Raw genomic sequence first — 23,637 nt, forward strand, 5'->3', positions numbered from 1 at the left:
CGACGATGAAACAGCTGGGGAAAATCCTGTCGAACTCCTGGACGCTGGGCGTGCTGGCCGTGGCGCTGGCGATAGGCGCCGGCCATGTCGCCACTGGCACGGTGCAGATGTGGAGTTTCGTCATCATCAATATCCTGCTCGCCCAGGGCATCAATCTGCTGACCGGCATCAGCGGGCAGATCTCGCTGGGCCATGCAGGATTCTTCGCCATCGGCGCGTATGCCAGCGCGATCGCGATGAAGTCCTGGGGAGTGCCGTTTCCGGTGGCGCTGTTCCTGGCAACCTTCGGGGCGGCGGCAGTCGGCCTGCTGCTGGCGGGCCCGGCGGGCCGCGTGCGCGAGTTCTACCTGGCGATGATGTCGCTGGGTTTCGGCCTGATTGTCTACGAGCTGGCGCGCGAACTGCGCGGCGTGACGGGAGGAGTGATGGGCATGCGGGGCATACCTTCGTCGCAGATCGGCACCTTACAGATCTTCGGTTGGACCATCGATACCGTGGCCTATTTCCGCATCCTGCTGGCAGTGTTGCTGGTGGTCATGCTGATGCTGCGCAACTTCGTCAAAAGCCATTTCGGCAGGGCATTCTATGCCGTGCACGTCAGCGAAATCGCGGCGGGATCGCTGGGCATCTCCCAGGCTGCCGTCAAGCGCGCGGCCTATGCGATCAGCGGCGGCCTGGCCGGCCTGGCTGGCGGTTTCTATGCGCACATGATCGGCTACCTGACGCCGGAAAGCTTTGGCCTGATGCGGTCCATCGAGATCCTGGTGATGTCGATCGTGGGCGGGCTGGGTTCGCTGGCAGGCCAGGTGTATGGGGCGGTGCTGTTCACCTACTTGCCGCAGAAGCTCCAGGCCTTCAATGACTATCAGTACATCGTCTACGGCCTGATCCTGGTGTTCATCTTCACTTTGCTGCCCAAAGGGCTTGCCGGCCTGCTGCGCACGCAGACGCGCTACAGCAAGTTCGACCAGTTGCGCCTCGCGGCGCCGGTCGAGGCTGAGCCGCCTTTGTCGCAGCGGCAGGCCGCCGCGGGCGCCGAAAGGCAGCAAGCGCTGGTGCGGGTTGAAGACGTGGTCATGGAATTCTCGGGCCTGCGCGCGCTGGCGGGCGTGTCGCTCGAGCTGCGCGCCGGCAGCATCACCGCGCTGGTCGGGCCCAATGGTTCCGGCAAGAGCACCCTGGTCAATGTCATCAGCGGCATCTATGCGCCGACCTCGGGGCGCATTTTGTACAAGGGCCGGGACATCGCGGGCTGGCCCTCGTACAAGGTTGCGCAGGCGGGCATTACCCGTACCTTCCAGGATCCGCGCAACGTGCCCAGCTTTACCGTGCGCGAGAACATCCTGATGGGAGCCCATCGGCGCTATCGGCATGGCGCGCTGGCCGCGGCGTTCAATACCCCAGGCGCAAGGCGCGAAGAGGGCGCATTGCTGCGCCAGGTCGAAGCCTTGATGCAGGCGGCCGGGCTGGCCGGCCATGCGGACGCCATCATGAGCGAACTGCCCTATGGCATCCAGCGCCTGGCCGAGGTCGCCCGCGCCCTGGCCAGCGATCCGGAGCTGCTGCTGCTGGATGAGCCTGCCGCCGGCCTGTCGGAGGTGGAGTCGGAACACCTTATCAGGCTGGTCCGCCTGGCGCGTGACCATGGCGTGGCCATCATGATCATTGATCACCACATGGATTTCCTGGCCGAACTGGTTGAGGAGGTGGTGGTGTTCGAAGCCGGCGAGGAAATCTATCGGGGCGACATGGACGGCATGCGCGCCGACCAGGCCGTGATCCAGGCCTATCTTGGCGTTGAGGAGCCCGTCCATGCTTGAAGTCCGCAATCTGCAGGTAAGTTACGGTGCAATCGACGCCGTGCGCGGTGTCAGCCTGACCGCCCGCCCCGATGGCATCACCGCATTGATCGGTGCCAACGGCGCCGGCAAATCGTCGCTGATGCGGGCGATATCCGGAGTCACGCCGATCAAGGGCGGGCAGATTCTGCTGGATGGAGAAGACATATCCCGCTTGCCGCCGCATGAACGCGCGCGGCGAGGGCTGGCTCATGCCATGGAGGGTCGGCGCATCTTCCACCAGCACACCGTCGAGGAAAATCTGATCACAGCCTGGCATTTCCGCAAACCAAAGGGAAACTTCAAGGTCGCCGTGGAACAGGTGTACGGCAATTTCCCGGTCCTGGCGCAACGCCGAACGGCGAAGGCTGGGACCCTTAGCGGGGGCCAGCAGCAGATGCTGATCCTGTCCATGGCCACTTTGCACGAACCACGTTGCGTGTTGCTGGACGAGCCTTCCCTGGGACTGGCGCCCATTGTTGTGGCGCAGATCTTCGATTTCATCAAGCAGTACTGCGCGCAGGGCGGCCGCGTGGTGCTGCTCAGCGAGCAGATGGCCAGCCTGGCGCTCAGGGTGGCGGATTTCGGCTATGTGCTCAAACATGGCAAGACGGTCTTCGAGGGCACGCGCGACGTGCTGACGGGCAGCGCCGGCGCGGAGCTTTCCAGCGCCTATCTGGGCGCGGGCAGAACGGAATAGGCAGACATGCAGACGGAAAAGAAGGACAGGCCGCCCACGGGCGGGAGTATCGATACCGAGCTGCTGGTGTTGGGCGGTGGGCCGGGCGGCTATACAGCAGCCTTCCGCGCCGCGGACCTGGGGCTGTCGGTGACGTTGGTCGAAGATCGGCCCGGCCTTGGAGGCGTATGCCTGAATGTGGGCTGCATTCCCTCCAAGGCGCTGTTGCACGCGGCCCGCGCCCTGGAAGAGACGCGCGGCCTGCACGAGCTGGGCATCGAATTCGGCGAGCCCCGCATCCGTCTGGACAAGCTGCGACAGTGGAAAGAAGCGCTGGTCGCCAAGCTGAACGGCGGACTGGCGGGCCTGGCCCGACGGCGCAAGGTCCGTGTCGTGCACGGAAGGGGGCAATTTGCAGGACCCAACACCCTGGAGGTCGCCGGCGGCCCCTCTGTGCACTTTCGCCAGGCCATCATTGCCGTGGGTTCGCACCCCGTGCGCCTGCCGGACTGGCCGGAAGATCCGCGCATCATGGATTCGAGCGGCGCCCTGGCGCTGGCGGATGTGCCCAGGCGCCTGCTGGTGGTGGGCGGGGGCATCATTGGCATGGAACTGGCGACGGTGTACGCGGCGCTGGGCGTCCGCGTCACAGTGGTGGAGCTGACCGACGGTCTTTTGCCGGGATGCGACCGCGACCTGGTGCAGCCCCTGGCGCAGCGGGTGGCGGGCCGCTATGAGGCCATCCTGACGGGGACGCGGGTGGTGTCGGCCAGCGCCCGGGAGGATGGGGTGCACGTCGTGTTCAGCGGGCCGCAAGACGCCGGACCCCAGGTGTATGATGCCGTCTTGGTTGCGGCCGGCCGCCGGCCCAACGGGGCCAGGATCGGCGCGGATCGGGCGGGAGTCCATGTGGATGAACGCGGCTTCATACCCGTCGATGAGCGCCAGCGTACCAATGTCTCCCATATTCTTGCCATAGGCGACGTCGTCGGCGAACCGATGCTGGCGCACAAGGCGGCCTACGAGGGCAAGGTGGCGGCCGAGATCGCGGCGGGCAAGAAAGCTGCCAACGATGCCAAGGTCATTCCCGCGGTCGCTTACACGGATCCGGAAGTGGCTTGGGTAGGTTTGACCGAGACAGCCGCGCGCCTCAATGGCGTGGCGTTCGAGTCGGCCAGCTTTCCGTGGGCCGCCAGCGGCCGAGCGCTGAGCCTGGGGCGCGGCGAAGGTCTCACCAAGATCCTGGTCGATCCGCAGACCCGCGCCTTGCTGGGGGTAGGCATGGTGGGGCCGCAGGCTGGCGACCTGATCGCCGAGGCGGCGCTGGCCATCGAGATGGGAGCGGAGCCCGGCGACATTGCGCTCACCATACACCCGCACCCGACCTTGTCGGAGACGCTGGCATTCGCGGCCGAGGCATACGAGGGGACGCTCACCGAGTTGTTCCTCTCCGGGAAAAAAAGTTAAATATGCGGCCGGTCCACGCAATTCACCGGGAGGGTTTGATCAGTGGCAACATGGAATAATTCGGTGCCCACGCACAAGGCGATGCACCAATTGAAGCGCGAAGCGCTGTTGCGCCAGGCGATTGCCGCATTCAACCAGAAAGGGTTCCACGCCACTTCGCTGGGAGACATCGCGACCAGCCTGGGCGTTACCAAGGCGGCGCTCTACCACTATTTTCCGAACAAGCACGCCCTGCTGTACGAGGCGTTCGCCGAGGCTTTGAGAGTAGGCTTCGAGGCCATCGAAGCGGCGGAACGCCATGGCGGCACCGGCCTGGAAAAGCTGCAGCTGGCGTTGCGCGAGTACCTGGAGGTGACGCTCAGCGAAATGAGCCGCTGCGTCATCATCACCGAGGAACACGCGCTAGAGCCCGATGACCGCGCCGAGATCGTCAAGCAGCGCGACCGCTTTGAGGCCAAGCTGCGCGCCTTCGTGCGCGAAGGGATGGAGGACGGCAGCATCATCCAGTGCGATCCCAAGCTGGCTATCTTTTCCATTTTTGGCGCGGTGAACTGGGTGCCGAAGTGGTATTCGGACGCGGGTGAATGGAACAACAAGCAGTTGGCCAAGGGCATGTCCGAACTGCTGTGCCGCTCCATCGCCAGCAAGCCGCCCGAGGCGTTCGCACCCGACATCGGCAAGATGCAGGTGGAATAGGCGCACCGCAGGGCGAAAATTTACGTTCTAATCTCGGTCTATCCAGCAAGCGCAAATACGCCGGCCGCCCCTGCGCGGCCCGCCAGACCGGGGAAAATAGAATGAGAACATCCTTGCTTTTCGTGGCCGCCCTTGTGACGGGCTGCGCCAGCGGTTCCAGCGACCTGCTGACCGAATCGAAGGTGGCCGCCATCAAGCTCAACGTCACCACCTACGAAGAGATGGTCCGGGACTACGGCCCGCCCCGGTCGCAGGGCGTCGGTCGCGATGGGCTGACGACGGCCACCTGGTTCTATTTCGACAATAGCGCCTACGGCGCGATGGACAACCAGCAGACGCTGACCGTGATCTTCAACAAGGACCGCACGGTGAAGGACTACGTGAACGCATCCGCCGGGTCCGGCAAGAGCCGCTAGGCCGCGCAGGGGCTTCGGCCCAGGCGTTCAGAGCACCAGCTTCAGTCCGATGGCGAACATGGCCGCGGCGACGCAGCCGTCCAGCACCCGCCACGCATTGGGATTGGCGAAGATGGGCCGCAGCAGGCGCGCGCCATAGCCCAGCGCAAAGAAGAAGGCGAAGGACGCCGTGATCGCGCCCAGCGCGAAGGCGGTCTTGTGGCCGTCGTACTGGCTGGAGACCGAACCCAGCAGCACCACGGTGTCCAGGTACACGTGCGGATTGAGCCAGGTCAGGGCCAGGCAGGTCGCCAGCGCGGCGGCGCGTCCGGCGGTCTGGGTGGATGAGGGCTCGAGGCTGTCGTGGCGGGCGCGCAGCGCCGATATGAGGCTGCGCGCGGCGTAGACGAACAGGAATAGCGCGCCGCCGTAGCGCAGGGCGGGTTCCAGCCAGGGCAGTGCGCCCACGGCCAACCCGAAGCCGGCCACGCCGGCGCTGATCAGGATGGCGTCGGACAGAGCGCAGGTCAGGCAGACGGCAAAGACATGTTCCTGGCGCAGGCCTTGGCGCAGGACGAAAGCGTTTTGCGCGCCGATCGCCATGATGAGGCTCAGGCCGAGCAGGAATCCGGGAATGTAGGCGGTGGTCATCGATACCCTTCAGCGAAGGGCGACAGACTAGCCTTTGAGATCAGATTAGGAAAACTAATTATCCTAATCCTTATTTAGTAATCCTAACTCAGCCGTACACGTCTCGGTGGCCAGGGAGGGCCGGCGATGGCGGCACGGAGCCGGCTTGGCCCGATGCCGCCCGAAGCGAAGCGATGCTTTCAGCTGCCGCCCTGGTCGGCAGCGCGCAGGATGCCGTACAGCTTGTCCTTCAGGTGCAGTTTTTCTTTTTTGAGCACTTCAACCTCGTTGCCCGACGCCGGCTGGATGCCGGCCTCCATGTTCTTGATTTCCTGGTCCAGGTCATTGTGACGCTGGAACAGCGCGGAGAAATGCGCGTTTTCGGATTTCAGTTGGGTAATGAGGTGGCGGTATTCAGGGAACATAGGGGCCTCTTTAAAGAACCGGTTGATGGGCACTGCGGGAAACCGGGGAACCTGATGATCCATAAAGCTTTCGATTCCATGACACGCCAACCCCGCGCCGTTGTCAACCATCCGGGTGCTTGCAGTCCGTCCGAGAATTGATGTCGCGCAAGGCGCTGGCAAGGGCGTCATTCTGTCGTGCCTGATCACGTTTTATTACATGAAGATCCGTCCCCGGCGATAAACTCGCTTCCCCGTGGTCTGCCATAAATTTGAAATGAATCAGCGCGCGTCCATCCTTCGCCAAGTCTTACAGCTTTTCAAGCAGGACGGGAGGATCCATCCGGGTACGGGCATGATGAGCGGCGTGATCGCGCTGTTCCTGGCGATCCTGGCGGTCCTGGGCGTCCTGGCGTTCCATTTCCCCGCCTACCTGACCACTCCGGAGCTGCGCAGCTTCTACAACGTGGACGCGATGCGGGCCCTGCTGTTCACCGCGCTGCTGATTTCGGGCAGCATCGCGCTGGCCAACACCGTGCTGGGCCGCCAGCGTTGGCTGAACATCGCGGCCTTCGTGCTGGTGTGCGGCGCAGTGGCGGCGGGGGGCAGCAACGTGGTGGTGACCACGTCCAATACGGGCAACCATCCCTATCTGGGGCTGGATTGGTTCATCCTGGATCTGCTGGCGTCCAGCACGGTTTTCATCATTTTCGAGAAGCTGTTCCCGCTGTATCCGGGCCAGCCGGTGTTCCGCGGCGAATGGCAGGTGGACATGAAGCACTTCCTGTTCAACCACCTGTCGGTGGGGGCGGTGCTGCTGTGCATCAACTTCTTCGTGCACCGGCTGTTTTCCTGGGCGGCCTACGAACCGCTGCAGCAGGCCATCGTGTCGCTGCCTTACCTGGCAGAGCTGTTCGTGGCCGTGCTGGTGGCGGATCTGGTGCAGTACGCGGCGCACCGCGCCTATCACGAGGTGCCGTTCCTGTGGCGCATCCACGCGGTGCACCACAGTACCCGTACCCTGGATTGGCTGGCCGGTTCGCGCCTGCACATCGTCGAATTGCTGATCACGCGGGTCGCGGTGCTGGGCGTGCTGTTCGCGCTGGGCTTTTCCAAGCCGGTGCTGGACGCCTACATCATCATCGTCGGCTTCCAGGCGGTGCTGATCCATTCCAACGTGAGGCTGCCCTGGGGCTGGCTGCGCTACATCATTGTGACGCCGGACTTCCACCATTGGCACCATTCCTCGGATACCGAGGCCATCGACCGCAACTACGCCGCCCACTTCTCGTTCATCGATTACGCGTTCGGCACGGCGGTGCGCGGCGTGAGCAAGCGCCTGCCCGAGAACTACGGGATCCTGGATAACGACATGCCAGGCACGTTCCTGGCGCAGCAGGCCTACCCTTTCGCCCGCAAGAAATGAAACGGCGGCGCGCCCGATGCGCGCCGCCGTGGAAGTCCGAGCCAGCCGGCCATGCGCCCGGGCGCGGCCGGCAGGGACTTTACCTGCTGCCCTTGACGGTGGAGTAGGCCGCCATCAGGTTGCGGTAGTCGGGGATGTGGTTGGAGAACAGCGTCCCCAGGCCTTCGATGTCGTTGCGCCAGTCGCGGTGCAGTTCGCAGGCCACGCCGAACCAGCTCATCAGCTGTGCGCCGGCCTGTTCCATGCGGCTCCAGGCGGCATTGCGGGTCACTTCGTTGAAGGTGCCGGACGCGTCGGTCACGACGAACACGTCAAAGCCTTCCTCCAGGGCCGACAGCGCCGGGAAGGCCACGCAGACCTCGGTGACGACGCCGGCGATGATCAACTGCTTCTTGCCGGTGGCCTTGACGGCCTTGACGAAGTCTTCGTTGTCCCAGGCGTTGATGTTGCCCGGGCGGGCGATGTAGGGCGCCTTGGGGAATTTGTCTTTCAGCTCCTGGACCAGCGGGCCGTTGGGGCCGTCTTCGAAGCTGGTGGTCAGGATGGTCGGCAGCTTGAAGTATTCGGCCAGGTCGGCCAGCGCCAGGACGTTGTTCTTGAACTGGTCGGGCTGGAAGTCCCGGACCAGGGACAGCAGGCCCACCTGGTGGTCGACCAGCAGCACCGCGGCCTGGGTCTTGTCGAGTTTCACATAGGGCTTGGTCATTGCGTACTCCATGAGGGAATTGCGCGCCCTGCGGCGCGCGGGAAACCGGGCGGACTCAACGCTGCGAGTCGAGCTGTTCGCCCTTCTTGATGACTTCCTGGGCCCGGTTGTAGCTTTCGATCAGCAACTGATAGGGCGGGAAGATCTTGGTATAGACCTCGGCCCACTTGGCCGCGTCTTCGCGGTGCCAGGTCTTTTGCAGTTCCGCCGCGACGGCGCCCGTGTCCATGGGCACGACGCCGGCCTGCACCACGCGCGCCAGCGTGATTTCCTGGGCCATCTTGCTGTAGGTGCCCGAGGCGTCGACCACCACGAAGACCTTGTAGCCCTCGGCCACCGCGCTGATGGCGGGGAACGCCATGCAGACGCTGGTGATGGTGCCGGCAATGATCAGGGTCTTGCGGCCGGTCGCCTTGACCGCGGCAACGAATTCAGGGTTGTCCCAGGCATTGATTTCGCCTTTGCGCGCGACATATTTCGCGTGCGGGGCGTTTTCATGGATTTCAGGAATCAGAGGGCCATTGGGGCCCTGCGGCACGGAAGCGGTGGTGATGACGGGCAGCTTCGCCAGGGTGGCCATCGAGGCCAGCGCGCCGGCCAGCGAGCGCAGCTCGGTCATCGGCATGTCGGCAACCGTCTGGAACAGGCCGCTCTGGTGATCGATCAGCAGCATGGCGGCATCGTTGGGATCGATGACGGGGCGCTGGCCATTGAAGTTGGCGGGGACGCTCATGGTGTGCTCCTGTTGACGTGGGGCTAACCATGCTAGGAGCAACGCTGGCCGCTGGGTAGGCGGGAGAAATGGGTTTCTGCGTCCCATTCGTCGGACGCTGCGGGCGGCCCCAAAGCTACTTCAGGGTGGGCACCTTGTGGCGCACCTGCGTGTCGTGTTCGCGCTTGGCCACTTCCTGGTACTCCGAACTGAGGAAGTCCAGCAGCTCGCGCACGCCGGGCAGCAGGCCGCGGCGCGACGGAAAGATGGCGTGCACGCTGCCGGCTTCCGGCTGCCAGGGGGCGCCTACGTCCACCAGGGTGCCCGCGTCCAGTTCCTCGCGGATCATCAGCAGGGGCAGGGAGACCACGCCCACGCCGCGCAAGGCGGCCTGCTTCAGCGCCAGCATGTCGTCCGTCACCAGGCGAGGCGTGAACGGCACGACGATGCGCGCGCCGTCCGGCCCGTCCAGCCGCCAATGGGATTCGCGCTGTTCCGTACCCAGGGCCAGCGTGGGCAGTTCGCTCAGGGCGTGCGGATCCGCAGGCAGCTTGATGCTGAGCGCCAGCGCCGGGCTGGCCACCAGGCACTGGCAGCTCATGCCCAGCGGTTTCATGATGAGGTCGCTGCTCTCGATGGGACCGAAGCGCACGCGCACGGCGATGTCGAAGCCCTCGCGCAGCACGTCCACGGGGCGGCTGAAGCTCTTCAGGTAGACGTGGACCTTGGGGCAGCGGACCATGAAGCGGGCCACCAGGTCGCCCAGGAAGTAGTAGATCAGCGCGGGCGGCGCGCTCATGCGTATGGTGCCTTGCGGTTCGGCGCGGGTGCGGTCGATGACTTCCTGGGCGGCTTCCGCGCCCGCCAGCATCGACAGGCATTGCTCGTAATATTCCTGACCCAATTCGGTCACGGCGAAGCTGCGCGTGGAACGCTGGATGAGCCGCACGCCGAGCCGGTCTTCCAGCAGCGCAATGCGCCGGCTCAGGCGGGATTTTGGTATGCCCAGCGCCCGTCCCGCGGGTGCGAATCCGCCGTTCTTGACGACCTGGACGAAGTAATAGAGGTCATTCAAGTCATGCATTGCTTCCCCGCTGTTCTGAAAATAGGACGTCTAGGGGAGCATATAACGGCTGCGGCACTGTGCGGGCAGGTTTTCTTTTACATTTGAGCGTACCTTCAGGAGCCACCATGCCAGCTTCCGACCCGGCGGCGCTCGCCCGTGAAATCAAGGCGGCGCAGGACCATGCCTCTTACATCGCGCCGGTCACGGCCCGGCGTCCACGCTTCGACCTGGATGCCGCCTATGACGTGGCTGCGCGCATCCATCAGGCGCGGCTGGCGGAAGGCGCGCTGCTGGTCGGCCGCAAGATAGGCTTCACCAATGCCGCGATGTGGGCGGCGCTGGGCGTGGATTTCCCCGTGTGGGGACGCGTTTATGAACACAGCGCGGTTTATGACGACACCGGCGAAGTCCATTGCCGCCTGGGCCGCTATGTCGAGCCGCGCATCGAACCCGAGATCGTGCTGCATTTCCATTGCGCGCCGCCGCGCACGCGGGAACTGGCCGCCATATTGGAATGCGTGGATTGGATCGCCCATGGGTTCGAATTGGTGCAGTCGCACTATCCCGCCTGGCAGTTCCAGGCCGCCGATACCGTGGCGGACAACGCCTTGCACGGCGCGCTTTACATAGGGCGGCTGATGGAGCCGGCCGAGCTCGGCCCGGGCTTGATCGAACGGCTGGCGGACTTCCGGGTGGAGCTGTCCTGCAACGGCATCCGCCGTGAAACCGGTGCGGGCGCCAACGTGCTGGGCAGTCCGCTGGCGGCGCTGGCCCATCTGCTGGAGGTGCTCGGGGAGCGTCCGGCCGACGAGGCGATCCAGGCGGGCGAACTGGTCACGACCGGAACGCTGACCAAGGCATATCCGGTGCACGCGGGCGAAACATGGAGCACCACGCTGGACGGCATCGGCTTGCCGGGCCTGCGCATCGTGTTCGACGAGTGAGCCCGCGCCGGTTGCCGGCGCGCAGGGACGCTAGGCGCTGGCGCGCTGGTTCAAGGTCAGCGGAAACACTTCCTGGCGCGCGGCGGGCGCGCCGCCATTCAGGCGCTGCAGCAGCAGTTCCCCGGCGCGGGCGCCCAGCTTGCGGCTGTCCACGCCGATGGTGCTCAGGCCGGGCTCGATTTCGCGGGCGATGTCGGTATCGCCGAAACCCAGGATGGCGATGTCGCGGGGAATTGCGAGTTTGCGGTCGCGCGCCTCGAACAGCGCGCCCACCGCCAGCAGGTCGTTGGCGCAGAACACGGCGTCAAAGGCCTGGCCCATGGCGAGCAGGCGGCCCAGGGCGGCGCGGCCATCGGCGATGGTTTGCGCATTGTCCACGGCCAGTTCGGCCACCACCTGCAGGCCCAGTCCGGCAGCGGCGGCATTGAAGCCCTGGCGCCGCAGTTCGCCGCGGCCGCCCTGGCGCGCCACGAAGGCGACGCGGCGGTAGCCGCGTTCGGCCAGATGGCGCGCTGCCATGACGCCGCCGTCATAGTTGGAAAAGCCCACCAGCATGTCGATCGGGTCGCGCGGATAGGCCCAGGTCTCCATGATGGGGATGCCCAGTTCGCGCAGCGACTGGCGATTTTCCTCGAGCTCGATGACGCCGGTGAACAGCACCGCCGCGGGCCGCAAGGCGCGCAGCGACGCGATCATGCTGGTTTCCTTGGCGTAGGAATACGAGGTCTGTCCGACCATCAACTGGTAGCCCTGCGGCTCCAGCACTTCGGCGCAGCCCTGCACGGCCAGCGCGAACTGCTGGCTGAGGATGTTGGAGACGAACGCCGCCACCACGCTGGACTGCCCGGAACGCAGGGCGCGCGCGTGCGGATTCGAGGCATAGCCGGTCTGCGCCACTACCTGCAGGATGCGGTCGCGCTTTTCCTGGGCCACTTTCTCGGGCTGGCGCAAGGCCCGCGACACCGTGATGGGCGATACGCCCGCCAGCCTGGCCACTTCCTCGATGCGCGGCGGCTTGGCGGGGGCGGCCGCGCGGGCGGGCGCGGCGGCGCCCTCGGGACGCACGCGCAGCACGTCGTCGTAGGTGGGGGCGGAAGGAGGCGCGGGCCGGTGGGTCATGCGATTTCTTTTGATTGTTCCGGGATCAGGCGGCAGGCGTCAGGATATCAGCCTGGCCGACGGGACGCGCAACCTGGATCAGGCTGTCGCCGGATTCGCAGTCGGTATGCAGCCGCCGCGAAATGACGATACCCGATACCCGGAAACGCAGGACTTCCTCTTCCGCGTCCAGCTGGTTGAGGTCATGGTAGTAGCCCGCGACGTCGCCCGCGCGCACGCTGGCGCCGATGTCCACCGCCGGCTCGAACCAGCCGCGCCGGGTGGCGAAGATGTTCTGTTCGTGGCTGTCCAGCTCCAGCAACTGCATGGCGGGCGCGCCGGGCTGGTGCGGGCCGAGCACGGGCGCATCGGTCACGCCCAGCTTTTGCAGCAGGTTGTCGATGGCGCGCTGGGTCGCGGCCAGCGTGGCCGGCGTCAGCGTGCCGCCGCCGCCGAACTCGCCGCTGATGCCGATCGCGCCAGCGCGCGCGGCCGCCGCCATGGAGGTGGGCGCATCGCGGCCATTGGCGGCGACGAAGGCGTGGCCCATGCCCAGCGAACCCATCAGGTCCAGCGCGCGCGCCATGCGCTCGGGCGAGTCCTGGCGTTCGATCAGGGCGGTGGGCAGGTGCGCCATCGAGGTGCCGCCGGAATGGATGTCGAACACCACGTCGTGGCGCGGGAACAGTTCGTGTTCGAGGAAGTGCGCCAGGCGTTCGGTCGGGGTGCCGCCGGGTTCGCCGGGAAAGGCGCGATTGAGGTTGCCGTTGTCCAGCGGAGAGCGCCGCCGCGCCGCCATCACGGCTGGCAGGTTGGCCAGCGGCAGGATGGTGACTTCGCCGCGCATGCGGGAGGGATCCAGGCGGCGGATCAGCCGGCCCAGGGCGACTTCGCCTTCGTACTCGTCGCCATGGTTGCCCGCCATGAGCAGCACGCGCGGGCCGCTGCCGTTGCGGATGCGGCAGATGGGCGTCTTGATCTGGTAGTAGGGCGAACGGTCTACCGAGTAGGGGGTGCCCAGGAAACTGAGCGCCTTGCCGTCGGCATCGAAATCTATGTCGTGAAACAGGCCGGTATGCATGGGGAGATACAACAGCGCCGCGCGAGGCGGCGCGAAGAGGGATCGGAAGGCTGCAGCAAAGCGCGCTTAGCGCAGCGCGGCGACCGCGGTCATTTCGACCCGCAGGTCGGGGTCGGCCAGGCGGGCTTCGACGCAGGCGCGGGCCGGCGGATTGGCGGGGTCGACCCAGGCGTCGTAGACGCGGTTCATGGCGTCGAAGTCGCCGATGGCGGGCAGGAACACGTCCACGGCCAGCAGGCGCGATTTGTCGCTGCCGGCTTCGGCCAGCAGCGCTTCGATCTTGGCCAGCACTTCGCGGGTCTGCGATTCGAGCGAGCCCTGGCGATTGTCGGCCACCTGGCCGGCGATGAACACGAAGCCGTTGTACGAGACGGCCTGGCTCATGCGCGAGCCGGATTTGTAGCGTTTGATCATGCGAGTCCTTTGTTGGGGCCGATTACATCTGCGGCAGGGTCTGGGCTTCCTTGAACCATTTTTGCTGCAGGGCCGGCAGCTTGCCGTTCAGGCGGTTGGTGAAGAGGAAGGTATTGATCCAGTTCAGCAGGTTCTGCTGGCCCTGCTGCACGGCGGCATGCGCGGGCGATTGGCGGATCAGGAACTTGAGTTCGGGCGCCTTCGCGGCGTTGTCCTCGGCCACCTTGAGCGCGATGGCGCTGTTCTCGGCGAACGATTCCGACTGCCCGGCCAGGTAGGCGGCCACGGCCGAAGGCGTGTCCTCGAAGCGCACCAGCTTGGCGCCCGGCGCGTTGTCGGTGAGCCAGATGTCCAGCGTGGAGCCCTTGGCGACCGCGATGCTGTGGCCCTTCAATTCGTCCACCGTTTTGGCTTGCGGCATGCTGGCGCCGCCGTAGACGCCCAGGTTCACCGCGGCATAGGGCTGCGAGAACATGACCTGCTGGGCGCGTTCCGGCGTGGCGCCGGCGGCCGCGATCAGCACGTCGACCTTGCCGGCCAGCAGGCTGGGAATGCGGCTGGCGCCGGTGACCTGCACCAGCTCCAGCTTCACGCCCATGTCGGCGGCCATGAGTTTGGCCAGGTCGATGTCCAGGCCCGCGGCCTCGCCCTTGGCGTCCTTGAAGCCCCAGGGCGCGGCGTCCATCAGCACGCCCACGCGCAGCTTGCCTGCGCCCAGCACGTCCTGCAGTTTGTCGGCGGCCGAGGCGGGCGCGGCCAGGGAGAGACAGACGGCCGCGGCGGCGGCCAGCTTGGCGAACAGTTTCATGCAATGACTCCAGGAGCGGATGGTTCAGTGGGTGGACGGCGCGGCCGTGCCGATGAATTGGCGCAGCTCGGGGGTTTGGGGATTGGCGAAGAGTTCGGCGGGCGGGCCTTGTTCCCAGACGCGGCCCTGGTGCATGAACACGACCTTGGACGCAACGTTGCGGGCGAAGGCCATTTCATGCGTCACCAGCACCATGGTCATGCCCTGGCGCGCCATGTCTTCCATGACCTTCAGCACTTCGCCCACCAGTTCCGGGTCCAGCGCCGAGGTGACCTCGTCGAACAGCATCAGTTGCGGCGCCATGGCCAGGCAGCGCGCGATCGCCACGCGCTGCTGCTGGCCGCCCGACAGCAGGGCCGGATAGGCGTCGATCTTTTCGGCCAGGCCGACGCGGCGCAGCACGTCCAGCGCCAGCGCGCGGCCCTGCGACTTGGCGATCTTGCCGTTGAGCGTGGGCGCCAGCGTGATGTTGCGCTCCACGTTCAGGTGCGGAAACAGGTTGAACTGCTGGAACACGATGCCCACGCGCTGGCGGAACTGGCGCAGGCCGGGCATGCTGGCGTGGATACGTTCGCCGCCGATGCGGATGTCGCCGTCGTCTACCGTCTCCAGCGCGTTCAGGCAGCGCAGCAGGGTGGACTTGCCCGAGCCGGAGCGGCCGATGATGGTGACGATCTCGCCTTCATTGACTTCAAGGGAGACGCCGTTGAGCACCGCGTTGGCGCCGAAACGTTTGTGGATGTTGGAGACTTCAACGAGCGCCATGGAAGCGGCCCTCCAGGTTACGGGCCCACATCGTCAGGGGCAGGCACGCCGCGAAGTACAGCAACGCGACGCAGGAATAGACCAGCAGGGGCTGGAAGGTGGCGGCGCTGGCGATCTGTCCGGCGCGCGCCAGTTCGACAAAGCCCACCACCGAAGCCAGCGAGGTGCCCTTGACGAGCTGCACCAGGAAGCCCACGGTGGGCGGCAGCGACAGGCGGAACGCCTGCGGCGCGATCACATGGCGGAACTGGTGCCACTTGGACAGACCCAGGCAGGCGGCCGCTTCCCATTGCTCGTGCTTCACGGCCTGGATGCCGCCGTACCAGATCTGGCCCAGGAAGGCCGCCGTGTAGATGATGAAGGCGACGCTGACGGCGGTCAGCGCGGGCACTTCGATGCCCAGGAACACCGGCATGCCGAAGTAGAAGAACATCAGCAGGCCCAGGAGCGGCACGCCCTGGACCAGTTGCTGCATGGCCGCGGCCAGCCAGCGCAGCGGCGCCGAACGGTGGCCGCGCAGCAGCGCCAGCCCCAGGCCCAGCGGCGCGCCGATGGCCAGCGCAATCAGCACCAGGGCCACGGTCCATTGCAGCGCGCTGAGCAGGGAGGCGAAATCACTCAGGGTAAATGTACGCATGCTCGCGACTCCTAGCGGCGCACGGGCCAGGTGAAGGCCAGGCTGCCGGCCAGGGCCAGCAGCGCCTTGGTGATCAGCACCAGCGTGAAATAGATGCCGCAGATCACCGCATAGACTTCAAAGCTGCGGTAGGTGCGGCTTTCGATGAAGCTGCCGGCATGGAACAGATCCTCGGCCGATACCTGCGAGGCCAGCGAGGTGCCCAGCAGCAGGATGACCAGCTGCGTGCCCAGCGCGGGGTAGACGTTGCGCAGGGCGGGCGCCAGCACGATGTGGCGGTACACCTGCCAGGTGCTCAGGCCCAGGCAATGGCCGGCCTCGATCTGGCTGCGCGGAATGGAATCCAGGCCGGCGCGCAGGATCTCGATGGCGTAGGCCCCGAAATACAGGCTGAGCGCCAGCGCCGCGGCCACGAAGGGGGGCATGCGCAGGCCCAGACCCGGCAGGATGAAGAACACGACGAACAGCTGGATCAGCGACGGCGTGTTGCGGAACACCTCGACATAGGCGCGCAACGCCAGCTTGACCGGCTTGGGGCCATGGCGCGTCAGCAGGGCGCCGGCCAGGCCGATGGCCAGCCCGGCGATCACGGCGATGACGGTCAGCTCCAGCGTGACCTGGATGCCGTCCCAGAGCTGTTCGCGGTAGCGCCAGATCTGTTGGAAGTTCAGCTGTTGCATGGCTTATCCGAAGAACGTGCGGTAGGCCGACTGCACGCGGCCGTCGGCGTCCAGGCCGAAGAAAACGCGCCAGCGGTCCAGACAGGTGCAGGGATGCGAAATGCCGAACTCGATCACGTCGCCCGGCGCCAGTTCGCTGTCCGGCGCGATGGCCAGGAAGGCGTGCTGGTCGTTGAGCCGCGTGACGCGGGTTTGCGTGTCCCAGCCGGGCAGGGCCGCGCCGCCGCGGAAGGCGGCCAGCGGCGCGGGCAGGTCCTGGTCGTAGGACACGTCGCGCATGCCGAAACCGCAGATCGCCAGGCCCGGTTCCGGTCGCGACAGGACTTCGCCCCACAGGCGCAGGGCCGGCCGGAAGTCGGTGGCGGCGTTGCGCGCCTGGCCGTCGACCAGGAAGCCCGCGCGGGCGTCCATGGCCTGCAGCGCGCGCTGATAGGTGCCATGGTCATGGAAGAAGATGGCGCCGCTGCGCAGCACCAGCTGGGCATTGCCGTCCTCGGACAGCCAGCCCTTGGCCGCCTGAGTGACATGGTCGAAGAAGGCCGAGCCGCCCGCGGTGAACACCAGAGGCGCGTGCGGCGCCAGCGCGCGCACTTGCTTGAACGCGCGGGCGGCGCGCTCCATCAGCGCGGCGATATTGCTGGCGGTGAGCGCCGCGTCCGAGCTGGCGACGGCGCCTTCGTAGGTGGCCACGCCCGCCAGCGCGAGCTTGTCGCCCTGCTCACGGATCGCGGCCAGGATGGCTGCGACCGCGGCATCGTCGCGCGCGCCCGCGCGGCCGCCGCCGACTTCCACCAGCACCTCGACGGGCCGGCCGGCTTCAGCGGCCGCGGCGGCCAGCGAACGCACGGTGTCGGCGGAGTCCGCGAATGCCAGCAGGCGCGCATGGGGGTAGCCGGCAAGCAGCTTGCCCAGGCGGGCGCCGCTGGCCGCGCCGCCGATCTCGTTACCCAGCATCAGGCGGGATACGCCTGCGCGCAGCAGCACGGCGGCCTGCTGCAGGTTGGCGACGGTGGCGCCCCAGGCGCCGGCATCGAGCAGGCGCTGCACGATCTGCGGCGACATCGGCGTCTTGGCATGCGGCGCCAGCGCCGCCCCGTGGCTGCGGGCGTACTGGAAGATCTGCTCGACGTTATGGGCGAAGGCGGCCTCATCCAGCGTCAGGACGGGCAGGGCCATGTTGCCGCTCCTGGGCTGCCAGCCCCGGGCCGCGACGCCGCGCAGCGGGACGGCGGGCTCGCCCGGAGGAATGCCCCGGTAGGTATCGTCCAGTGGAGTATCGAGCAGGGTTTCCAGGAAGGGATTCATGTGGCCGCCGAAGAAAGATCAGGGTTATGACAACGTTGTCATTTGATGGCGGCAGTCTAATGGTAACGTTGTCAAATTAGGATTAGGGCAATCCCCTAGGGATGCCCGAGCGGCGGCTCAGGCTGGCGCCGACGCGGTTTCGTCCTTCCAGCGCTGCTTGTCGCGCAAGGGCGGCGAACCGAACAGGCGGCTGTATTCGCGGCTGAACTGCGACGAGCTTTCGTAGCCCACGGAATGGGCTGCCAGCGCTACGCCCGCGTCATCGGTCAGCATCAGGCGCCGCGCTTCCTGCAGGCGCAGGTGCTTCTGGTATTGCAGCGGGCTCATGGCGGTGGCCTGCTTGAAATGATGGTGCAGCGAAGACACGCTCATGTGCACGTCGCGCGCGATTTCTTCCACGCGCAGGGGCTGGGCATAGTTGTCGCGCAGGATGCGGATGGCCTTGGCCACGCGGTTGAGCTGGCTGTCCTGCAGCACCGATTGGCGCAGCACCGCGCCCTGGCCGTTCATCAGCAGGCGGTACAGCAGCTCGCGCTTGACCAGGGGCGCCAGGATGGGAATGTCGCGCGGCGTGTCCAGCAGGCGCAACAGGCGCAGCACCGCGTCCAGCAGCGCGCCGCCCAGCGGATTGACGCAAAGCGCGCGCGCGGCCTCGGCTGGCGGCTGCGGCGGCAGGCTTTCGTCGCTGATCAGCGAGGTGATCTCCTCCACGTTCAGCTCCAGCCGCAAGCCCAGATAGGGCAGCGTCGGGCTGGCGACGGACACCTTGGCCACGACCGGCAGATCCACCGAGGAAATCAGGTAATGGAAGGGGTCGTACTCGTAGGCATCATCGCCGATGAGCAAGCGCTTGGAACCCTGGGCGATGACGCCCAGCGCGGCCTTCTGCAGTCCGGGCTTGGCGCCGGTGGGCTGCGAAATGCGGTGCAGGAACAGGCCCTCGATGGGCGTGTCCAGCGAACCCTCCAGGTCGCCGGTCATGCGTTCCAGCGTGCAGAGCAGTTCGCGCCGCGCCGGCTCATAGGCGACGTCCAGGGGCGGGACGGCGACTCTGGCGGCAAGTGCGGATGTGATGGTCATGGGGGCTCCCGTGGCGCGCCGTGCCGGATGGGCGTTGGCGGCAGAAAGTCGGAGGATTGGGTGGCTTTCAGTTTATGCCTAAGCTTGCCTGCATCCAGGCTGCGGCGCTTTTCATGGAGAAATGGGCAGAAAATTCGGAGGAATGAGCGGCCAGGCGCCGCAGAGTGGCCAGCGCTGCAGGATTGGGCAAAAAAAGGGCAGGATCAAGCAGCGTCCGCGCCGGCCCCTGGACGCATACTTTCCTTCATCCTGGCAGGCGGGCCGCGGCCATTCCATCCCGGAGCGCCGGCTCCCGCCCAGCCCTTGAAGGAGCGCAACCATGCGGTACAAGAAATTCGGAAGCACCGGCCTGTTCGTGTCGGAACTCTGCCTGGGCACCATGACCTTCGGCGGCGGCGGCGAGTTTTGGAGCAACATCGGCAGCCTGCAGCAGGAAGAGGCCAATCGGCTGGTGGGCCGTGCCCTGGATGCCGGCGTCAATTTCATCGACACGGCCGACGTGTATTCCGAGGGCCGCTCGGAGGTCATCACCGGGCAGGCGCTGCGCGACCTGAAGGTGGCCCGCGAGGACGTCGTGATCGCGACCAAGGTGTTCGGACCGACGGGCGCGGGCGTCAATGCGCGCGGCAACTCGCGTTCGCACATCATCGACGGCGTCAAGAAAAGCCTGTCGCGCCTGCAGCTGGACCATATCGACCTCTACCAGATCCACGGCTTCGATCCCGCCACGCCGGTGGAAGAAACGGTCAGGGCGCTGGACAATCTGGTGCAGCATGGCCACGTGCGCTACGTTGGCGTGTCCAACTGGGCCGCCTGGCAGATCATGAAGGCGCTGGGCATTGCCGAACGCCTGGGGCTGGCGCGCTTCGAGTCGCTGCAGGCCTATTACACGATCGCCGGCCGCGACCTGGAGCGCGAGATCCTGCCCATGCTGCAAAGCGAAGGCGTGGGGCTGATGGTGTGGAGCCCGCTGGCAGGCGGCCTGCTGAGCGGCAAGTACAGCCGCGACGGGCAGGCCGAAGCCGGCAGCCGCCGCGCCGCCTTCGACTTCCCGCCGGTGGACCAGGAACGCGCCTACGACAGCATCGACGTCCTGCGGCGCGTCGCCGGCGCGCGCGGCGTATCGGTGGCGCAGGTGGCCCTGGCCTGGCTGCTGCACCAGCAGGCCGTGACCAGCGTCATCATCGGCGCCAAGCGCGTCGACCAGCTGGACGACAACCTGGCGGCCACGGCGATACGCCTGACGGCGGACGAACTGGCCGAGCTGGACCAGGTCAGCGCCTTGCCGCCGGAGTATCCGGGCTGGATGCATGTGCGCCAGGGCGAATACCGGCGCAAGCAGCTGAGCGAATCCGGCGGGGCGTAAAACGCCGGGGACAGGCGGGGCCGCCAGCGGTGGGACCGCCTCCGGCGAGGCCGCCGCCGGCATGGTTGCCGGCGGGCGTGCCAGGCCTCGCGCCGTGCCGCGGCGACTAGAATGTCATGCACATTGCTGTGTATGGATTCTTGTCTTCAAGGGACACGCGTGGCCATTCCGTATCTACGCCGCCTGACGGCCGTCAGCCGCAGCCCCCAGGCCAACAGGCACCTGGCTTACATCCTGACCTTCACCGCTGGCGCGGTCAACGCCGGCGGCTTCCTGGCCGTGCAGCAATACACCTCGCACATGTCCGGCATCGTCTCCATGATGGCCGATCACCTGGCGCTGGGCGGGGTGATCGTGGTGCTGCAGGGGCTGGCGGCGCTGCTGTCCTTTCTGGCCGGCGCCGCCAGCTCGGCCTTCCTGATCAACTTTGGGCGCCGCTCGCACCTGACCAGCGAATACGCGATGCCGCTGCTGTACGAAGCCGTGCTGTTGCTGGGCTTCGGCTTGCTGGGCGCCAACCTGGAAACGCTGCGCTGGTTCTACGTGCCGGGCACGGTCATGCTGCTTTGCTACATCATGGGTCTGCAGAACGCCATGATCACCAAGCTGTCGCGCTCCGAGATCCGCACCACGCATGTGACGGGCATGGTGACCGATATCGGCATAGAACTGGGCAAGCTGTTTTACTGGAACGTGGCCCAGGGCGATCCGGCCTCGATGCAGCCGGTGCGCGCGGACCGCAGCAAGCTTGTCGTGCTCACCGTGCTGGTGTCGCTGTTCTTCGTCGGCGGAGTGACGGGGGCATTTTCCTTCTTCAACTTCGGGTTCGGCTCGACGGTGCCGCTGGCGCTGGTGCTCATGGTGCTGGCCGCCGTACCCATCGTGGACGACATCCGCAGTCTGCTGCCGCGCATGTAGGGCCTGTGCGCCCGCCGCCGAACTACAATGCCCTGCACCGATACACAGGAGGCAGACCGGGCATGGACGCGGAATTCTGGCTGGAGCGTTGGCGCGAAGGGCGCACGCATTTTCATCAATCGCGGGTCACGCCGCTATTGCAGAAGTATTGGCCGACGCTGGGCGTGCCCAAGGACGGCCGGGTGCTGGTGCCGCTTTGCGGCAAGTCGCTGGACATGGTGTGGATCGCGGCGCAGGGGCATTCCGTGCTGGGCGTCGAGCTGTCCGAGCTTGCGGTCGAGCAGTTCTTCGAAGAAAACGAACTCAAGCCGCTCACGCACGTGTCCGTCTATGGCAAGCACTACGTGGCGGGCAGCATCGAAATCATCTGCGGCGACATCTTCAAACTGGATGCGCAACTGCTGTCGCATTGCGTGGGCGCCTATGACCGCGCCGCGCTGGTGGCGTTGCCGGACACCATGCGCGCAGACTACGTGCGCCACGTCTACGGCAATCTGTCACCCGCCTATCAGGGACTGCTGATCACGCTGGACTACCCGCAGGAAGAAATGGCGGGGCCGCCGTTCTCTGTCGTGGACAGCGAAGTGCAGAACATCTTTGCGGGCGTGTCGCCCGCCAGGATCATCGACCGCCGCGACATCCTGGAAAAGGAACCGAAGTTCCTGGCGGCCGGCGTCAGCCGGCTGGACACCGTGGTCTATCACCTGGGCGCGCAGGAATGAAGACGGCGCCCGCCTGAGCACAGGCGGGCGCCATGCTCTCAGGTCATCAGCCAGCCGCCGGCCACGTCCAGTACCTGGCCGGTGACGAAGCGGGCTTGATCCGACGCGAAGAACAGGCAGGCATCCGCTACTTCTTCCGGCGTACCCAGGCGGCGCAGCGCGGTTACCTGCGCAACCGCGTCATTGATTTCCTTGGGCACGGTTTTCAGCAAGGGCGTGCTGATGCGTCCAGGCGCCAGGGCGTTGACGGTGACCTGGTGCTCGCCCAGTTCGGCGGCCCAATGGCGCGTCAGACCGATCAGTCCGGCCTTGGTGGCCGCGTAATGCGCCGCCACGATGTCGCAATAGGCGCGGCCGGCCACGGAAGACATGTTGATCACGCGGCCCTGGCGCTCGCGCACCATGTGCGGCGTGGCCAGGTGCGTCATGTAGAACACGCTGTTCAGGTTGACGGCGACCACGTTCTCCCATTCCCTGGGCGGCATCTCCCAGACCTTCAGCGCGCGTCCATCGGTCTTCGGTGAAATGCCGACGTTGTTGACCAGGATGGTGGCCGGACCCAGCTCTGCGCTGATGCGTTCGTAGGCTGCCTGGCACTCCTCGAAGCGCGCGACGTCCGCGTGCACGAAGCAGGCTTCATGGCCGCGCTTGCGCAGTTCCTTTTCGTAAGCCTGCCCGCCCTGCGCATTGAAATCGATGAGACCCACGCGGCCGCCTTCCGCCAGGAAGCCTTCGACGATGGCCGAGCCTATGCCGCCGACCGCGCCCGTCACGATGGCCACCTGGTCCTTGAAGCGCCCGCTCATGCGGCCACCTTCAGCATGATCTTGCCGATGTGCTTGCTGCTTTCCATCAGCGCATGCGCCTGGGCCGCTTCCGCCAGCGGAAATACCTTGTGGATGCGCGGCAGGCATTGCCCCTGTTCCATCAGCGGCAACACTTTTTCCGCCAGCGCGCGGGTGATCGCGCCCTTGTCCTCGTCGGAGCGGGGGCGCAGGGTGGAGCCGGTGAATTGCAGGCGCTTGAGCATGATGGGCATGGCGTCGATCTCGGCCTTGCTGCCCTCCAGGAAAGCGATCTGCACCAGCCGGCCATTGAGCGCCAGCAGCCGCAGGTTCTTGTTGATGTAGGCGCCGCCCACCATGTCCAGTATCACGTCCACGCCCGCGCCGCCGCTGCCCTGGCGCACCGCCGCCTCGAAGTCGGCCTCGCGGTACAGCACGGCATGGTGCGCGCCGGCGGCCAGGCAGGCGTCGGCCTTTTCCTGGTTGCCTACCGTGGTCCAGACTTCGGCGCCGAAGGCGCGCGCCAGCTGGATCGCGGTCAGGCCGATGCCGCTGGAACCGCCGTGCACCAGGAAGCATTCGCCGGCGGCCAGACGGGCGCGGTCGAACACATTGGTCCAGACGGTGTAGTAGTTCTCGGGGATGGCGGCGGCCGTCAACAGGTCCAGGCCGCGCGGCACGGGCAGGCAATGGCGTTCGTCCGCCAGGCAGTATTGGGCGTAGCCGCCGCCCGGCGTCAGCGCGCAGACCTGGTCGCCGACTTTCCAGAGGCTGGCGTCGGGCCCGGTGGCGATGACGGTGCCGGAAACCTCCAGCCCCAGGTGGGGCGAGGCGCCCGGAGGCGGCGGATAGGAGCCGGAGCGTTGCAGCACGTCGGGGCGGTTGACCCCGGCGTAGGCGACCTCGATCAGCACCTGCCGGCCGGCGGGGGCCTCCATGTCGCGTTCGGCCAGGCGCATGCAGTCGGGCGCGCCGCCCTGGCCGTGGTCGATGTATGTGCAGCGTAAAGACATAA

The 23,637-nt window shown here is 66.3% G+C and carries 26 protein-coding genes; 10 read left to right on the top strand and 16 right to left on the bottom strand.

Annotated features, from left to right (window positions below; translation table 11 throughout):
- The first annotated feature begins 5 nt into the window (after positions 1-5).
- The 5 genes from AC1RHV_RS28560 to AC1RHV_RS28580 all read left to right on the top strand — a co-directional run bounded on the left by AC1RHV_RS28560 (position 6) and on the right by AC1RHV_RS28580 (position 5,096).
- Positions 6-1,820 carry a branched-chain amino acid ABC transporter ATP-binding protein/permease gene (locus tag AC1RHV_RS28560; protein WP_166738336.1) on the top strand — a complete coding sequence of 605 codons (1,815 nt, stop codon included), beginning with the start codon at positions 6-8 and terminating at the stop codon, positions 1,818-1,820.
- Positions 1,813-2,538: an ABC transporter ATP-binding protein gene (locus AC1RHV_RS28565; RefSeq protein WP_054457845.1), complete on the top strand. Its 726-nt coding sequence runs from the start codon at positions 1,813-1,815 to the stop codon at positions 2,536-2,538. Before AC1RHV_RS28560 ends, AC1RHV_RS28565 begins: the two co-directional genes overlap by 8 nt.
- 6 nt (positions 2,539-2,544) lie before the next feature.
- Positions 2,545-3,984, top strand: coding sequence for a dihydrolipoyl dehydrogenase (gene lpdA, locus AC1RHV_RS28570; RefSeq protein WP_119450637.1), 1,440 nt, complete (start codon positions 2,545-2,547; stop codon positions 3,982-3,984).
- A 42-nt stretch (positions 3,985-4,026) separates the two neighbouring features.
- Positions 4,027-4,680, top strand: coding sequence for a TetR/AcrR family transcriptional regulator (locus AC1RHV_RS28575; RefSeq protein WP_054457843.1), 654 nt, complete (start codon positions 4,027-4,029; stop codon positions 4,678-4,680).
- Between the two features lie 101 nt (positions 4,681-4,781).
- Positions 4,782-5,096: a hypothetical protein gene (locus AC1RHV_RS28580; RefSeq protein WP_054457842.1), complete on the top strand. Its 315-nt coding sequence runs from the start codon at positions 4,782-4,784 to the stop codon at positions 5,094-5,096.
- A gap of 27 nt (positions 5,097-5,123) precedes the next feature.
- Here AC1RHV_RS28580 and AC1RHV_RS28585 read toward each other — a convergent pair whose 3' ends face one another.
- Positions 5,124-5,726 (bottom strand): LysE/ArgO family amino acid transporter, encoded by a 603-nt coding sequence (locus AC1RHV_RS28585; RefSeq protein ID WP_460360887.1) that lies wholly within the window; start codon positions 5,724-5,726, stop codon positions 5,124-5,126.
- 179 nt (positions 5,727-5,905) lie between these two features.
- Positions 5,906-6,130 carry an HP1242/YdcH family protein gene (locus AC1RHV_RS28590; protein ID WP_013395499.1) on the bottom strand — a complete coding sequence of 75 codons (225 nt, stop codon included), beginning with the start codon at positions 6,128-6,130 and terminating at the stop codon, positions 5,906-5,908.
- Positions 6,131-6,386: 256 nt separating this feature from the next.
- Here AC1RHV_RS28590 and AC1RHV_RS28595 point away from each other — a divergent pair, with 256 nt between their 5' ends.
- Positions 6,387-7,535 (top strand): sterol desaturase family protein, encoded by a 1,149-nt coding sequence (locus AC1RHV_RS28595; RefSeq protein ID WP_175181995.1) that lies wholly within the window; start codon positions 6,387-6,389, stop codon positions 7,533-7,535.
- A gap of 79 nt (positions 7,536-7,614) precedes the next feature.
- Here AC1RHV_RS28595 and ycaC read toward each other — a convergent pair whose 3' ends face one another.
- From ycaC to AC1RHV_RS28610, 3 genes are all read right to left on the bottom strand, one after another.
- On the bottom strand, positions 7,615-8,241 hold the full coding sequence (ycaC, locus tag AC1RHV_RS28600; protein WP_054457839.1) for an isochorismate family cysteine hydrolase YcaC: 627 nt from the start codon (positions 8,239-8,241) through the stop codon (positions 7,615-7,617).
- A gap of 55 nt (positions 8,242-8,296) precedes the next feature.
- The gene (locus AC1RHV_RS28605; RefSeq protein WP_192328961.1) at positions 8,297-8,974 is read right to left on the bottom strand and encodes a hydrolase; all 678 of its coding nucleotides are present in this window, start codon (positions 8,972-8,974) and stop codon (positions 8,297-8,299) included.
- A gap of 115 nt (positions 8,975-9,089) precedes the next feature.
- A complete protein-coding gene (locus tag AC1RHV_RS28610; RefSeq protein WP_175214330.1) occupies positions 9,090-10,037 on the bottom strand; it encodes a LysR substrate-binding domain-containing protein in 948 nt (315 codons plus the stop codon).
- Positions 10,038-10,144: 107 nt separating this feature from the next.
- Here AC1RHV_RS28610 and AC1RHV_RS28615 point away from each other — a divergent pair, with 107 nt between their 5' ends.
- Positions 10,145-10,963 (top strand): 2-keto-4-pentenoate hydratase, encoded by an 819-nt coding sequence (locus tag AC1RHV_RS28615; RefSeq protein WP_492302415.1) that lies wholly within the window; start codon positions 10,145-10,147, stop codon positions 10,961-10,963.
- Positions 10,964-10,993: 30 nt separating this feature from the next.
- On the opposite strand, the gene AC1RHV_RS28620 is transcribed toward AC1RHV_RS28615, so the two are convergent.
- From AC1RHV_RS28620 to AC1RHV_RS28660, 9 genes are all read right to left on the bottom strand, one after another.
- On the bottom strand, positions 10,994-12,082 hold the full coding sequence (locus AC1RHV_RS28620) for a LacI family DNA-binding transcriptional regulator (RefSeq protein ID WP_054457835.1): 1,089 nt from the start codon (positions 12,080-12,082) through the stop codon (positions 10,994-10,996).
- A 25-nt stretch (positions 12,083-12,107) separates the two neighbouring features.
- Positions 12,108-13,142 (bottom strand): M14 family metallopeptidase, encoded by a 1,035-nt coding sequence (locus AC1RHV_RS28625; protein ID WP_054457834.1) that lies wholly within the window; start codon positions 13,140-13,142, stop codon positions 12,108-12,110.
- 66 nt (positions 13,143-13,208) lie between these two features.
- Entirely contained in the window at positions 13,209-13,556 is a 348-nt protein-coding gene (locus AC1RHV_RS28630; RefSeq protein WP_054457833.1) for a RidA family protein, read from the bottom strand.
- A gap of 22 nt (positions 13,557-13,578) precedes the next feature.
- Complete coding sequence (locus tag AC1RHV_RS28635) at positions 13,579-14,364, bottom strand: transporter substrate-binding domain-containing protein (RefSeq protein ID WP_059379547.1); 786 nt, start codon at positions 14,362-14,364, stop codon at positions 13,579-13,581.
- Positions 14,365-14,388: 24 nt separating this feature from the next.
- Positions 14,389-15,129, bottom strand: a complete 741-nt coding sequence (locus AC1RHV_RS28640; RefSeq protein ID WP_119450640.1) for an amino acid ABC transporter ATP-binding protein — start codon at positions 15,127-15,129, stop codon at positions 14,389-14,391.
- Entirely contained in the window at positions 15,116-15,766 is a 651-nt protein-coding gene (locus tag AC1RHV_RS28645) for an amino acid ABC transporter permease (protein WP_054457830.1), read from the bottom strand. Before AC1RHV_RS28645 ends, AC1RHV_RS28640 begins: the two co-directional genes overlap by 14 nt.
- An 11-nt stretch (positions 15,767-15,777) precedes the next feature.
- Complete coding sequence (locus AC1RHV_RS28650; protein ID WP_175181996.1) at positions 15,778-16,446, bottom strand: amino acid ABC transporter permease; 669 nt, start codon at positions 16,444-16,446, stop codon at positions 15,778-15,780.
- 3 nt (positions 16,447-16,449) lie between these two features.
- Positions 16,450-17,751: an alanine racemase gene (locus tag AC1RHV_RS28655; protein WP_492302418.1), complete on the bottom strand. Its 1,302-nt coding sequence runs from the start codon at positions 17,749-17,751 to the stop codon at positions 16,450-16,452.
- A gap of 117 nt (positions 17,752-17,868) precedes the next feature.
- A complete protein-coding gene (locus tag AC1RHV_RS28660; RefSeq protein WP_054457828.1) occupies positions 17,869-18,831 on the bottom strand; it encodes an AraC family transcriptional regulator in 963 nt (320 codons plus the stop codon).
- Between the two features lie 319 nt (positions 18,832-19,150).
- Here AC1RHV_RS28660 and AC1RHV_RS28665 point away from each other — a divergent pair, with 319 nt between their 5' ends.
- The 3 genes from AC1RHV_RS28665 (at position 19,151) to AC1RHV_RS28675 (ending at position 21,837) form a co-directional block, all read left to right on the top strand.
- Positions 19,151-20,197 carry an aldo/keto reductase gene (locus AC1RHV_RS28665; RefSeq protein WP_054457827.1) on the top strand — a complete coding sequence of 349 codons (1,047 nt, stop codon included), beginning with the start codon at positions 19,151-19,153 and terminating at the stop codon, positions 20,195-20,197.
- Positions 20,198-20,356: 159 nt separating this feature from the next.
- Entirely contained in the window at positions 20,357-21,115 is a 759-nt protein-coding gene (locus tag AC1RHV_RS28670; protein WP_492302420.1) for a YoaK family protein, read from the top strand.
- Positions 21,116-21,177: 62 nt separating this feature from the next.
- Entirely contained in the window at positions 21,178-21,837 is a 660-nt protein-coding gene (locus AC1RHV_RS28675) for a thiopurine S-methyltransferase (RefSeq protein WP_119450644.1), read from the top strand.
- Between the two features lie 38 nt (positions 21,838-21,875).
- Here the strand turns inward: AC1RHV_RS28675 and AC1RHV_RS28680 are convergent, their stop codons facing one another.
- Together AC1RHV_RS28680 and AC1RHV_RS28685 are read right to left on the bottom strand one after the other, a co-directional pair.
- Complete coding sequence (locus tag AC1RHV_RS28680) at positions 21,876-22,643, bottom strand: SDR family oxidoreductase (protein WP_175161549.1); 768 nt, start codon at positions 22,641-22,643, stop codon at positions 21,876-21,878.
- Positions 22,640-23,635 (bottom strand): NAD(P)H-quinone oxidoreductase, encoded by a 996-nt coding sequence (locus AC1RHV_RS28685; protein ID WP_460360892.1) that lies wholly within the window; start codon positions 23,633-23,635, stop codon positions 22,640-22,642. Before AC1RHV_RS28685 ends, AC1RHV_RS28680 begins: the two co-directional genes overlap by 4 nt.
- Positions 23,636-23,637: the final 2 nt, after the last annotated feature.

It is taken from the genome of Achromobacter sp. GW823-FHT04E03, assembly GCF_058796095.1.